The organism is Flavobacterium sp. UBA4854, assembly GCF_002399805.1.
In the GTDB taxonomy this organism is placed as follows: Bacteria; Bacteroidota; Bacteroidia; order Flavobacteriales; family Flavobacteriaceae; genus Flavobacterium; species Flavobacterium ginsengisoli.
In genome coordinates this window covers 6684-19147 of record NZ_DHEI01000118.1, presented here as the reverse complement: position 1 = coordinate 19147, position 12464 = coordinate 6684, and the positions used below count along the sequence as shown (strand labels likewise).

Sequence of the window (12464 nt, the reverse complement as noted above, 5' to 3'; positions counted from 1 at the left end):
GCATCAAACGGAACAACAGATTCAAAAACATATAGTTTTACATTAACTTGTTCAGGTGCAAATTGTCCAAATGCATTGCCTGTAATTACTTGGAATTCACCATCAAATACTACGGTATACCAAAGTTCTTTCCAAGCTGTGCCAATTTCAGTTACAGCTGTTGATAGCGACGGAACAGTTTCAGGTGTTACGATTACTATAAATGGTGGAACATTTAATATGACAGCGGGTACAAATAATACCTATACGTATAATTTTACGCCAACTGCTTATCAGGATTATCCAATTGTAATTAAAGCAACCGATAATAAAGCGGCTGTAACTACATTAAACAATACCATTAAAATTGCTACAATAAGTGGTAATAGATTTATTCCGCTTCCATCTAAAATTATTTTAGGATACGCGCATTCTTGGGAAAATACTTCTGCACCATTTTTATATTTCTCTCAAATAAAGGGAAGTAAGTTTAACGTAGTCGATTATTCTTTCGTAGAAACAGTAAACCGTGATGGCTATACGCCAATACTAACCACAAACGATGCTAGATATTTGACCAATGGTGTTTTCGATAAGCAATTGCTGAAAAACGATATCAAAACTTTAAGAGATAGTGGCGTTCCTGTTATTGTTTCTATTGGAGGTCAAAATGGTCACGTTGTTCTAGAGAATGTAACGCAAAAAAATATTTTTGTTAATGGTCTAAAAGCCATTATTGACGAGTATCAATTTGATGGAGTTGACATTGATTTTGAAGGAGGATCGATGAATTTTAGCGCTGGAGGTTTAAGAGATATTTCTTATGCAGGTATTTCTGCTTATCCAAGATTGAAAAACGTAGTAGATGCTTTCAAAGAATTAAAAGCCTATTACGGTCCTGGATTCTTATTGACTGCGGCTCCAGAAACACAATATGTACAAGGAGGATATACTACTTATACAGATACGTTTGGTTCTTTCTTACCAATTATTCAAAACTTGCGTAACGAGTTAGATTTGTTAGCAGTACAATTGTATAACACAGGAGGAGAAAACGGATTAGACGGCCAGTATTATGGTACAGCTAAGAAAGCAAACATGGTTACAGCCTTGACTGATATGATCATAAAAGGATATAACATTGCTTCAACAGGAATGCACTTTGATGGTTTACCAGCTTCAAAAGTTCTTATTGCATTGCCAGCTTGTCCAAGTGCTGCAGGTAGCGGATATCTAACTCCAACCGAAGGAATTAACGCTATGGATTATTTAAGAAACGGAACCAATTTCTCAGGAAGAACATACACTATGCAGCCAGGCGGACCATATCCTTCTTTAAGAGGTTTAATGACTTGGTCTGTAAACTGGGATGCCTCTTCTTGCGGAAATTCATCTGAATTGTCTAAAGCATACGCGGCTTATTTTGCATCGCAAGGCACAGCAAAAACATTGGCTGTAGAAGATATAACTGCTGAAAGTAATGCAACTGTTGCCTATTTCAGAAACAATACTTTGTCTGTCGCTAATGACACAGGAGATATCGCTCAAGTTGATGTATTCAATACAATAGGGCAAACTGTTACAAGTCATAGAAACATTCAGAACAACAAAGAAGTACTGCTTAATAGCCCAAGTTTTGCTAGTAAACAAATTTTTGTTGTGATCGTAACAGATAAATCTGGACACAAAAAGTCATTGAAAGTAATGAACTTTTTAAACTAAAATAAAAGAATTGAAAATTTAGAAATAAGAAAATTGGGACGGTTAAAATTGAGTTTGGTTATTTATTTTTTAACCTAATTTTTATTTCTTAAATGCTGTGAATTGAGGTAATTTGTTATTTGGTTTTTGCCTCAAGTAGCGCATTATGAACCTGGCAATTTTTATTGCCAGGTTTTTTTTATTTATGACTTTTGATAAATGAAGTAATAACTCAATGTAGTACACGGATGAGGCGGATTTACTTCGTAAAGACGCGGATAAAAACGGATTTTGTTACTTAATTTTTAGATAGATTAATAAAAAATCCGTTTTTATCCGCGTTTTCGCAATAGCGAATCCGTATCATCTGCGTGCCATTTCTTCAAAATTAAAACTCAAATTAAAAATTATTTTAAGCTTCCAAATAAGGATCTAAAACTTCTGCGAATTTGTTAAGCCAATAAAAACTATCATCAATATTCTTTACTCCAAATTTAATGGTTTCGCAATCTTTCATAATACAAAGCGAAAGTGCATTATTTACTTCTCGTATCATTTTTGCCATTTCCTTACAATCAATTTTATCTGTAAAGAAATCGTTTAATCTTGTTTCAACTTCAGCTGATAATTTATCTGTAATCATAATCTTATAATTTAGGTAAATTTAAAGAACAATTATTTTTAGGATGACATAAATTTGTCTCAGAATGAAAAAAATGAGAATAAATCTGCTAAATCTGCAAAATTTGCGAGAAACCTTTTGCGAACTTTGCGTAAACCTTTGCTCCCAATAGATATCGGGATTGCGGTTAAAAAACTTTCACTATTTTTGAAATCAAATACAATTGTTTCAGAATCCATGCAGAAATTCATTAGCTTAATTACACTACTTTTTATTTTTACAATAAGTACAGCTCAAACTAAATTCGGAAATCCAGAAGTTGATCCACTTCAAATTCAAAAAACATATACAGATTGGTCTGTGTATCAAAGTAAAAACATCATGCTTTCTAGAGATTTTATAGCTTTGGATGCTGCCTCAAAAGAAATCTCAAAAGAAGCTTTTCTAGATAAATTAGCAAACGAAAACTACATTCCAATTAGATTAAAATCTGAAGTGAATATTTACGTTTATAAGCTTTTCAAAATTCAGCCCAAAACCGATACAAGTATAAAAGCGACAATCAACCAAATTGGTTTTGATGCTTATAAAAACTATAAAATGGAAGGAACAGCTTTTCCGCAATTCTCTTTTAAAGATTTAGACGGAAATCTGGTAACTAACGAATCTATGAAAGGAAAAATCATTGTGATAAAATGCTGGTACATTCACTGCACGCCTTGTATTAGAGAATTTCCGCAAGTCAACAAATTGGTTGAAGAATACAAAGACAGAAAAGATATCGTTTTTATGAGCTTGGCCGAAGATTCAGCAGAACAATTAAAAACATTCTTAGCCAGAAAGCCACTTTCGTATTCAGTAATTCCAGATATGAAAGTTTACATGAATGAATCGTTGCAATTGAATTCATTTCCAACACATTTTATTCTAAACAAAGAAGGAATGATTGCAAAAGTGCTTCCTAATTTTGAAAGTTTAGAAGTGGCTTTGGAGAAAGAAAGCAAATTGTGAAGTTTTTAACCATATAAGTTATATAAGAAAATTTAAGTTTTGCTAAAATGAACTTATATAACTTATATGGTTAAATTAAAACCTTAGCAACTTAGCATCTTTGCAACTTAGAACCTTTTTCACTACTTTTGCACCAAATTAATTAAAAAGACATTCATGTTAACAGTCAATAATTTATCAGTTCAGTTTGGTAAAAGAATTTTATTCGACGAAGTAAATACTACGTTTACTCACGGAAATATTTATGGAGTTATCGGAGCAAATGGTGCTGGAAAATCTACTTTTCTAAAAATCATTTCAGGCGATATGGATCCAACTTCTGGCCATGTTCATTTAGAACCAGGAAAACGTATGTCGGTTTTAAACCAGAACCACAACATGTTTGATGAGCATACTGTTTTGGAAACCGTTTTAATGGGAAATAAAGTTTTGTACGCTGTTAAAAAAGAAATGGATGAACTTTATTTAGATTATAATGATGCAAATGCTGACCGAATTGGAGAGCTTCAAGTTCAGTTTGAAGAAATGAACGGATGGAATGCCGATTCTGATGCAGCATCTATGTTATCTAACTTAGGAATCACAGAAGCAGATCATTATACTTTAATGGCTGATATGGAAGGAAAAATGAAAGTACGTGTGCTTTTGGCGCAGGCACTTTTTGGAAATCCTGATGTATTGATTATGGATGAGCCTACCAACGATTTGGATTTCGAGACAATCGCTTGGTTAGAAAACTTCTTAGCAAACTACGAAAATACTGTAATCGTTGTATCTCACGACCGTCACTTTTTGGATGCGGTTTGTACACATATTTCTGATATTGATTTCGGAAAAATCAATCACTATTCAGGAAACTATACATTCTGGTACGAGTCTAGCCAATTAGCGGCGAAACAACGTGCACAGCAAAACAAAAAAGCAGAAGAAAAGAAACAAGAGTTGGAAGAATTTATTCGTCGTTTTAGTGCAAACGTGGCGAAATCGAAACAAGCAACTTCTCGTAAAAAAATGATTTCGAAATTGAATATTGCCGAAATCAAACCTTCTAGCCGTCGTTACCCAGCGATTATTTTCGATCAAGATCGTGAAGCGGGAGACCAAATTTTGAATGTACAAAACTTATCTGCTTCAGTAGAAGGAGAAGTTTTATTCAAAGATGTTGATTTGAATATGGCAAAAGGCGATAAAATCGTTCTTTTCTCTAAAGATTCGCGTGCAACAACAGCTTTTTACGAAATCTTAAACGGAGAACAAAAAGCAGATTCAGGATCTTTTGACTGGGGAATTACAACAAATCAAGCCTATTTGCCAGCTGAAAACCACAAATATTTCGAAAATGACTTAACTTTAGTTGACTGGTTACGCCAATATGCTAAAACAGAAGAAGAGCGTGATGAGGTATTTATTAGAGGTTTCTTAGGAAAAATGATTTTCTCTGGAGAAGAAGCTTTAAAAACGTCTAGAGTTTTATCTGGAGGAGAAAAAGTACGTTGTATGTTGTCTAGAATGATGATGGAGCGTGCTAACGTTTTAATGCTTGATGAGCCAACAAACCACTTAGATTTGGAGTCTATTACAGCTTTCAACAACTCATTGAAAAACTTTAAAGGTTCTGTAATCTTCACAACGCATGACCACGAGTTCGCGCAAACAGTTGGTAACAGAATCGTAGAATTGACACCAAACGGAGTAATCGACCGTTACATGACATTTGATGAATATCTTGATGATGAAAAAATTCAAGAACAAAGAAAGAAGATGTATAATCTTTAATAAAGCAAAAGCCCGTTATAAAAATAATGGGCTTTTTTTATGTATTATTTTTCTTATTTTTGTAAGATTGTTCTTTTGTTAATAATAATGTATGTTTTCTGAATATGAAAAAATGCCCAATACTCTTAAGAAACTTGGGCTTGATAGTAATGATTTATTAAAAATAGAGAAGTATAAATGGGTTGTAACAGAAAAGGTTCATGGAGCAAATTTCAGTTTTGTTTATGAAAATAACAACCTCAAATTTGCTAAGAGAAAAGAGTATTTATTGTGGACTGATGATTTTTTTGGTTATCAGCTGATTGTCCATAAATTAGAAGATAAAATACTTAGTCTATTTGAACAATTAAGTACTGAAATTAAAGCTTCTAAACTTATTGTTTATGGAGAACTTTTCGGAGGCAAATATCCGCATTCTGATGTTGTGGCTTTAAAGAACCTTTATCCAATCCAAACAGGCGTTTATTATTCACCTACAATTGAGTTTTGTGCATTTGACATAGCTATAGAATCTGAAACGGAAGCAAAATTTTATCTTGATTTTGAAAAAGCATTAAGCTTGTTTGAGAAGTTTGGAATATTTCATGTAAGACCTCTTTTTATTGGAAAATTGAATGAAGCAATGAATTTTAATAAAAGAATAAATTCGTTAATCCCTAAAGAGTTGAATCTGCCTGAGCTGAAGGATAATCTCATTGAAGGTATTGTGATTAAACCTTTTAATAGAATTGACACAAATTTGAATCTTGAAAGACCCATTATAAAATTAAAAAACTCGGAATTTGATGAAGAAAAGAGATTTCATGAAGCAGAAAAATGGTCTTTTATTCCAGATGTTTCTTCAAAAACTGAAAGTCTATCTTTTATAATGGAAGAATTGAGGAATTATATTACAGACAATAGATTACAAAGTGTAGTTTCAAAAATTGGAGCTATAAATCTTAGCGATCAACTACGTATGGAACAAATTAAAATAGAATTTTTAAAAGATGTTATTGTTAGTTTTAATGAAAACAATAATAATTTATTTGAATATCTGTTGCCAGATGAAAAAGAATGGCTGTCAGAAAGGATAATGTTCGAAATTAAAAAAATATTGCCTAATTAAGATCAACAATTCTGCAATGTTTACTAAACAAAAAATCCCTGTTGTAAGATTAACAGGGATTTTTTTATGTCTTTTTATTTACTGCCGAACATTTTAGCGAAAATCCAGATAATAATCGCAACAATAAAAATTACGATAAAAATCCCGAATCCCATTCCGGCTTTAAAAATGTCTCCAATAACTTCACAGCTTGTAAATGAAAACAGTATTACAAATACCATTAACAATCTTAGTATTTTATTTTGCATGACTTCTGATGTTTTAAATTGATACTTAAAATTACTTCAGGAATCAGCGAAATATGTTATAGAATTTTTGAGAAATGTTTTAGGATTTGGAGATGATTAGATTTCAAAGAAATTGAAAAAGAGCCATCGGCTCGATCCATATTGTAGGGCTGGATTTTAATCCAGTTTAAAAATAATTTAGCAAAAGTAAGAGCCGTAGGTTCGGTACATTTTACACGCAATAATATGAATCGTTCCGATGGAACTTTATTTTGTGTGTGGAAATCATTCAACGGATTAAAATCCGTTGCTACAATATTGTTCATTCCTTCGGAATTTTAAATAATTTAATTCTAATTAGCTGAATTTTCAGCAAGATCTTCAAGATCTGGCATCTCGTCAATTTGAGTTTTTATTTTTTCAACCAAATCAGAAAATGTTGAATTTCCATTTAAAACTTTTGTTGTATATTCGAAAGGATAAAGTGATAAAAAGACTTCACCTTTTTCATATTTTAATGTCATACTTCTTAAAGGATAATCTGGTTTAGAGTCCATGTATAATTTAAAATCATATTTCTTTATTAGAAAATCAGAAAAAGAATAAGCTAAAAACATTGCAGCTTGAGATTCTTCAATTTGAAAAGCTTTACAATATAATAAGAAGCCAAAACCATCTTGGTCTACTTGATCTAAGTTTGTGGGATGATTAATTGGAGTTTCAATTTTTTTTTCAATTTTGTTGTCTATAAAATAACTTTCAATCATTTTCAAACAGCCTTCTAACATTTTTGGATCTATAATATCTTCGGTATATCTATCATCGAAATATTCTTTAGTATTGATTTGGCTTTGGTTGGATCCGTAGTTATTTGGTTCTTTTTTTGATGAAAATAGTTTTTTAAAAAAGCTCATAATTATTTGTGTTATGTTTGAAGATATTTTTTGAATAATACTAAAGTAAAATTTTAAGTTTAAACTTGTTAATAAGAGTAAGGTTTATTTTTGAAAATATGATTTTGAATATTACATATATGTGATTTACTTTAATTAAAAGTTTAAAGAATTCAAAAAATATTTCCCCACCCAACACCCCAACAAATAAAATCAGATTCCGTATATTTGCGCAACCAAACATTACAATCACTTATGAGTCAAAAAGTATTACTTAATTCGAAAGAAGTTACTATCATACTCCATCGTTTGGCTTGTCAGTTAATCGAAAAACATCTTGATTTCTCTGAAACAATTTTGGTGGGAATTCAGCCAAGAGGCGTTTTTTTAGCTGAACGTTTAAAACAAATATTAGAAAACGAATACAAGGTTCCTGAAATTTCTTTAGGATACTTGGATATCACTTTTTTTAGAGATGATTTCCGTCGTACTGATAAACCGCTTGAAGCCAATAAAACCCAAATCAATTTTATAGTCGAAGACAAAAAAGTCATTTTTATCGATGACGTTTTGTTTACAGGAAGAAGCATTCGTTCTGCTTTAACTGCCATTCAATCTTTCGGAAGACCTTCAGAAATTGAATTATTGGTTTTAATTGACAGACGTTTCAGCCGTCATTTACCAATTCAACCCGATTACAGAGGCCGTCAGGTAGATGCTATCAATGGTGAAAAAGTAATTGTAAGCTGGAAAGAAAATGATGGTGAAGATGTTGTTCACCTAGTGACAAATTAGTTTAATCGGTTAACCGGTTAATTGTTTAATCGGAAAAACCAATGATTAAACGATTAATGAAATTAAAATGAGTTGAACCGTTAAATCGGTTAACTGTTTAATCGCAAAGCAAACGATTAAACGATTAAACAAATAAACAATTAAACAGAAAGATGAAAGAATTAAGCGTAAATCATTTATTAGGAATAAAATATATCAATGAGAATGATATTAACCTGATTTTTGAAACGGCAGATCATTTTAAAGAAGTCATTAATAGACCAATTAAAAAAGTTCCTTCATTACGAGATATTACCATCGCCAATATTTTCTTCGAAAACAGTACCAGAACCAAACTCTCTTTTGAATTAGCGCAGAAACGTTTATCTGCCGATGTGATCAGTTTTTCTGCAGCTCAGTCATCGGTTAAAAAAGGAGAGACCTTGATTGATACTGTAAATAATATCCTTTCGATGAAAGTGGATATGGTTGTAATGCGCCACTCTAATCCCGGAGCGGCTTATTTTTTATCTAAAAATGTCAAAGCAAGTATCGTAAACGCTGGAGACGGAGCCCATGAGCATCCAACTCAGGCTTTATTAGACAGTTATTCGATTAGAGAAAAACTGGGTGATGTTGCTGGAAAAAAAGTAGTTATTGTAGGCGATATTCTGCATTCGAGAGTTGCCTTATCTAACATATATGCTTTGCAGATGCAAGGCGCTGAAGTAAAAGTTTGCGGACCAAAAACGCTGATTCCGAGATATATTGAATCGCTTGGTGTTACAGTTGAACCGAATTTAAGAAAAGCATTAGAATGGTGTGATGTTGCGAATATGCTTCGTGTACAGAACGAACGTATGGATGTGAATTTCTTCCCATCAACGCGTGAATACGCACAGCAATACGGGGTTGATAAACCGCTTTTGGATTCGCTAGGAAAAGAAATCGTAATTATGCACCCAGGACCAATCAACAGAGGAGTAGAAATTACTTCTGAGGTGGCCGATTCTGATCATTCGGTTATTTTGAATCAGGTGGAGAATGGAGTTGCGATTAGAATGGCGGTTATTTATTTGCTGGCTTCTAAGATTCAGTAGGTTTTTTAGTTTTCAGTCGCAGTTTTCAGTTTTTGAACGAGTGTCACACTGAGCGAAGTCGAAGTGCTTTTTTAAGTAGAACGTGCTTTGCAAACGTGGGCTTCGACTTCGCTCAGCCTGACAAACTTGAAACTTGAAACCTGAAACTAAAAAAAACTTACTAAATTAGCATAAACAAATATAAGCCCCTCAAAAATATAAAATGAAAGTAGATCAAAAAGGACATACCGTTACGATTAAAGATACGCAAGGAGATGTAAATGCTTTCTTGGAAAAAGTAACGCAACAATTTAAAACCTTTGAAAAACAAAATATTATAATCGATTTATCATCAGATTCTAATATTTCAGAAAATGATTTAAAAGCTTTTTTACCACTTTCTAAAGTTCAGAAAAAAGCGAAAAAATCGTTTGTAATTGTAGCAACCGATCTTGATTTTAACGCTATTTCAGATAAATTGGCTGTAGTTCCTTCTCTTTTAGAAGCGCATGACATTATCGAAATGGAAGAAATCGAACGTGATTTAGGATTTTAATATTGGTTTAATTGTTTATTGGTTTAATCGTTTAATCGTTTTGATTAATTTTAACCGATTAAACGATTTACCAAATAAACGAATTAACAATAAATTGAAACTGACTATACTTGGCTGTTATGCCGCAACTCCCAGAACGCTTACTAACCCGACTTCGCAGGTTTTAGATATTAAGAACAGATTGTTTTTAATTGATTGCGGAGAAGGAACTCAGGTACAGCTTCGCAAAAACAAGATTAAATTCTCAAAAATTAATCACATTTTTATCTCGCATCTTCATGGAGATCATTTGTATGGATTAATAGGAACTATTTCAACCTTTTCCCTTTTAGGAAGAACTACAGATTTACATATTTATGGTCCAAAAGGAATCAAGGAATTGATCCTGATTCAGTTAAAACTGACTGAATCTTGGACAACGTATTCTTTGTTTTTTCACGAATTAGAATCGAAAGAAAGCGAAGTTATTTTTGAAGACAAGAAAGTTATCGTAAAAACAATGCCGTTGAAACATCGCGTATATACGAATGGTTATCTTTTTCAGGAAAAGCCAGATGAAAGAAAATTAGACGTTGAAGCAGTTCAGCGCTATAATATTCATGTAGCTTATTATCAGAAAATCAAAAACGGAGGAGATATTACGCTTGATGACGGAACAGTAATTGAAAATGAAAAACTTACTTTTGATCCACCGCCAGCAAAAAGTTATGCTTTCTGTTCTGATACAGTTTACAATGAAGAGATAATTCCAATTATACAGAATACAGACATTTTATACCACGAATCTACGTTTTTAGAATCGGAAGCAAGATTGGCCGAAAAAACACTGCATTCGACAGCAAAAGAAGCAGCAAATATTGCTTTAAAAGCCAATGTGAAACAGCTTATTTTAGGTCATTATTCAACACGCTATGATGGTTTGGAGCCATTTAAAAAAGAAGCAGAAGAGGTTTTTCCAAATGTGCTTTTAGCAGATGATGGAGTTAGTTTTGAGTTTTAATTTAAGGTTCTGAGATGCTAAGGGACTAAGTTTTGGTGTAGTAATTTCAAGTTAAGTTGACGGAATCTTAATATATGATTGTCACACTGAGCGAAGTCGAAGTGCTTTTTTTTTAAGCAGAACGTGCTTTGGGAACGTGGGCTTCGACTTCGCTCAGCCTGACAAGCCTGAAACCTGAAACAAAAAATCTAAAGTCAACAATCTAAAATAATAAATAATGAACGATTTAAGTAATTATAGAAAGTCATACGAGAAAAGTGAATTATTAGAAACTAATATTCCAGAAGATCCGATTAATCTTTTTAACCGATGGTTTCATGAGGTGGAAGATTTTGGCGGAAGTGGGGAGGTAAATGCCATGACGGTTTCTACAATTGGATTGGATGGTTTTCCGAAATCGCGTGTCGTTTTATTGAAGAAATTTTCTGAAGAAGGGTTTATATTTTATACCAATTATAATTCAGAGAAAGGAAAAGCGATAGAAGCAAACCCAAATGTTTGTTTGTCTTTTTTTTGGCAGGAAGCAGAACGTCAGGTAATTATTAAAGGAATTGCCCAGAAAACATCTGAGATTATTTCTGATAATTATTTTGATTCACGTCCTGACGGAAGTAAGCTAGGCGCTATAGTTTCGCACCAAAGTGAAGTTATTCCGTCTAGAACTTTTTTAGAAGAAAACTTAAAAAAAATAGAAACTGAATTTGAAGGTAAAACTATCCCTAGACCTGAAAATTGGGGAGGTTATATTGTAACTCCACTTCAAGTTGAATTCTGGCAAGGAAGACCTAATAGGCTTCACGATAGAATTAGATATACAAGTCAGTCTGATTTTTCGTGGAAAATTGAGCGACTATCTTCTTAGTTGTAAGAAAATACTTTTTTAAATAAAAATTATATGCATTTCATCGATTAATTTTGTAGTTTAACGGTAATTTGAATACGTTTGGTATAGAAAAAGCAAACGATATTTTATTCAAAGATAAATTTAAAGGATTTGCCCCAACATTTACTTTAAACCGCTAAAATGCTGATGATTATGAAAAAGATTATGCGCACCATGTTGTTCATTGCGATTTTGTTCGCAATGAACGCATGTTCTGCTGATAACGCCGAAGCAAGCTTGGATACCACTCCAACAGAAGCTCTTGTTGTAAACTACACTTATAACGATACCGAAATAGAAACTATGAAGCTAATAAACGAATACCGTGTGAGTGTTGGTTTAAATGCTTTAGAGAGAATTAATCATATATCTTTTAAATGTGAAGAGCATAATAAGTATATGATTGAAAACAATGTTGTAGATCATAATGATTTTGTTGCTAGATCTAGTAATATCACTAGTATACTAGGAGCTAAAAAAGTAGGAGAGAATGTAGCCTACAATTATAAAACTGCAGAAGCGGCTGTACGAGCTTGGCTTGACAGTCCTGGACACAAAGAAAATATAGTAGGCGATTATACCCATTTTGGATTATCTGTAACAACAGATCCTGCTACGGGAAAAAAATATTACACTAACATATTTGTTAAGATTTAAAAGTTTATTGAACAGGTTGGTTTTTTAGAAGTCGTTGTAATTCATAGAATTGCAACGACTTTTTAAATAAAAAAAAGCTGCCATATCGGCAGCTTTTTTGTTGATCTATTTTTAATATTACAAGGCTGTAATAATGAATTCGCTTCGTCTGTTTGCTTGATGTTCTGCTTCTGTACATGGAACTCCGTCTGAACATTT

At 32.6% G+C, this 12464-nt stretch carries 13 protein-coding genes and 1 pseudogene; 10 read left to right on the top strand and 4 right to left on the bottom strand.

Annotated elements, in window-relative coordinates; translation table 11 throughout:
• Positions 1-1701 (top strand): annotated as a pseudogene (gene chiA, locus B3J44_RS17475) (T9SS-translocated chitinase ChiA); the annotation flags it as partial.
• Positions 1702-2092: 391 nt separating this feature from the next.
• On the opposite strand, the gene B3J44_RS17470 reads toward chiA, so the two are convergent.
• A complete protein-coding gene (locus B3J44_RS17470) occupies positions 2093-2323 on the bottom strand; it encodes a hypothetical protein (protein WP_286969989.1) in 231 nt (76 codons plus the stop codon).
• A 186-nt stretch (positions 2324-2509) separates the two neighbouring features.
• Between B3J44_RS17470 and B3J44_RS17465 the strand changes: the two genes are divergently transcribed.
• From B3J44_RS17465 to B3J44_RS17455, 3 genes are all read left to right on the top strand, one after another.
• Entirely contained in the window at positions 2510-3313 is an 804-nt protein-coding gene (locus tag B3J44_RS17465; protein ID WP_286969987.1) for a TlpA family protein disulfide reductase, read from the top strand.
• Between the two features lie 156 nt (positions 3314-3469).
• Positions 3470-5089 carry an ABC-F family ATP-binding cassette domain-containing protein gene (locus B3J44_RS17460; RefSeq protein ID WP_286969986.1) on the top strand — a complete coding sequence of 540 codons (1620 nt, stop codon included), beginning with the start codon at positions 3470-3472 and terminating at the stop codon, positions 5087-5089.
• A 91-nt stretch (positions 5090-5180) separates the two neighbouring features.
• A complete protein-coding gene (locus B3J44_RS17455) occupies positions 5181-6197 on the top strand; it encodes an RNA ligase family protein (protein WP_286969985.1) in 1017 nt (338 codons plus the stop codon).
• A 74-nt stretch (positions 6198-6271) separates the two neighbouring features.
• Here B3J44_RS17455 and B3J44_RS17450 read toward each other — a convergent pair whose 3' ends face one another.
• Genes B3J44_RS17450 through B3J44_RS17440 form a run of 3 tightly spaced genes read right to left on the bottom strand, consistent with a single transcriptional unit; the run spans position 6272 to position 7338 of the window.
• Positions 6272-6445, bottom strand: a complete 174-nt coding sequence (locus B3J44_RS17450) for a hypothetical protein (protein ID WP_198856286.1) — start codon at positions 6443-6445, stop codon at positions 6272-6274.
• Between the two features lie 56 nt (positions 6446-6501).
• Positions 6502-6750 carry a hypothetical protein gene (locus tag B3J44_RS17445; RefSeq protein ID WP_286969984.1) on the bottom strand — a complete coding sequence of 83 codons (249 nt, stop codon included), beginning with the start codon at positions 6748-6750 and terminating at the stop codon, positions 6502-6504.
• 27 nt (positions 6751-6777) lie between these two features.
• Complete coding sequence (locus B3J44_RS17440; protein ID WP_286969983.1) at positions 6778-7338, bottom strand: hypothetical protein; 561 nt, start codon at positions 7336-7338, stop codon at positions 6778-6780.
• A gap of 234 nt (positions 7339-7572) precedes the next feature.
• On the opposite strand from B3J44_RS17440, the gene pyrR reads away from it, so the two are divergent.
• The 6 genes from pyrR to B3J44_RS17410 all read left to right on the top strand — a co-directional run bounded on the left by pyrR (position 7573) and on the right by B3J44_RS17410 (position 12266).
• Positions 7573-8112 (top strand): bifunctional pyr operon transcriptional regulator/uracil phosphoribosyltransferase PyrR, encoded by a 540-nt coding sequence (pyrR, locus tag B3J44_RS17435; RefSeq protein ID WP_008468864.1) that lies wholly within the window; start codon positions 7573-7575, stop codon positions 8110-8112.
• A 152-nt stretch (positions 8113-8264) separates the two neighbouring features.
• The gene (locus B3J44_RS17430; RefSeq protein ID WP_029273654.1) at positions 8265-9191 is read left to right on the top strand and encodes an aspartate carbamoyltransferase catalytic subunit; all 927 of its coding nucleotides are present in this window, start codon (positions 8265-8267) and stop codon (positions 9189-9191) included.
• 202 nt (positions 9192-9393) lie between these two features.
• Positions 9394-9726, top strand: coding sequence for a ribonuclease Z (locus tag B3J44_RS17425; protein ID WP_278021005.1), 333 nt, complete (start codon positions 9394-9396; stop codon positions 9724-9726).
• A gap of 94 nt (positions 9727-9820) precedes the next feature.
• Positions 9821-10726, top strand: coding sequence for a ribonuclease Z (locus B3J44_RS17420; RefSeq protein WP_286969991.1), 906 nt, complete (start codon positions 9821-9823; stop codon positions 10724-10726).
• A gap of 217 nt (positions 10727-10943) precedes the next feature.
• Positions 10944-11588, top strand: coding sequence for a pyridoxamine 5'-phosphate oxidase (gene pdxH, locus B3J44_RS17415; protein WP_286969969.1), 645 nt, complete (start codon positions 10944-10946; stop codon positions 11586-11588).
• A gap of 174 nt (positions 11589-11762) precedes the next feature.
• Positions 11763-12266, top strand: coding sequence for a CAP domain-containing protein (locus tag B3J44_RS17410; RefSeq protein ID WP_286969966.1), 504 nt, complete (start codon positions 11763-11765; stop codon positions 12264-12266).
• Positions 12267-12464 lie beyond the last annotated feature (198 nt).

Bases quoted from the DNA above. Each gene is read 5' to 3' on its own strand.
- B3J44_RS17470 (WP_286969989.1), bottom strand. From the start codon at position 2,323: ATGATTACAGATAAATTATCAGCTGAAGTTGAAACAAGATTAAACGAT.
- B3J44_RS17460 (WP_286969986.1), top strand. From the start codon at position 3,470: ATGTTAACAGTCAATAATTTATCAGTTCAGTTTGGTAAAAGAATTTTA.
- B3J44_RS17455 (WP_286969985.1), top strand. From the start codon at position 5,181: ATGTTTTCTGAATATGAAAAAATGCCCAATACTCTTAAGAAACTTGGG.
- B3J44_RS17450 (WP_198856286.1), bottom strand. From the start codon at position 6,445: ATGCAAAATAAAATACTAAGATTGTTAATGGTATTTGTAATACTGTTT.
- B3J44_RS17445 (WP_286969984.1), bottom strand. From the start codon at position 6,750: ATGAACAATATTGTAGCAACGGATTTTAATCCGTTGAATGATTTCCAC.
- B3J44_RS17440 (WP_286969983.1), bottom strand. From the start codon at position 7,338: ATGAGCTTTTTTAAAAAACTATTTTCATCAAAAAAAGAACCAAATAAC.
- pyrR (WP_008468864.1), top strand. From the start codon at position 7,573: ATGAGTCAAAAAGTATTACTTAATTCGAAAGAAGTTACTATCATACTC.
- B3J44_RS17430 (WP_029273654.1), top strand. From the start codon at position 8,265: ATGAAAGAATTAAGCGTAAATCATTTATTAGGAATAAAATATATCAAT.
- B3J44_RS17425 (WP_278021005.1), top strand. From the start codon at position 9,394: ATGAAAGTAGATCAAAAAGGACATACCGTTACGATTAAAGATACGCAA.
- pdxH (WP_286969969.1), top strand. From the start codon at position 10,944: ATGAACGATTTAAGTAATTATAGAAAGTCATACGAGAAAAGTGAATTA.
- B3J44_RS17410 (WP_286969966.1), top strand. From the start codon at position 11,763: ATGAAAAAGATTATGCGCACCATGTTGTTCATTGCGATTTTGTTCGCA.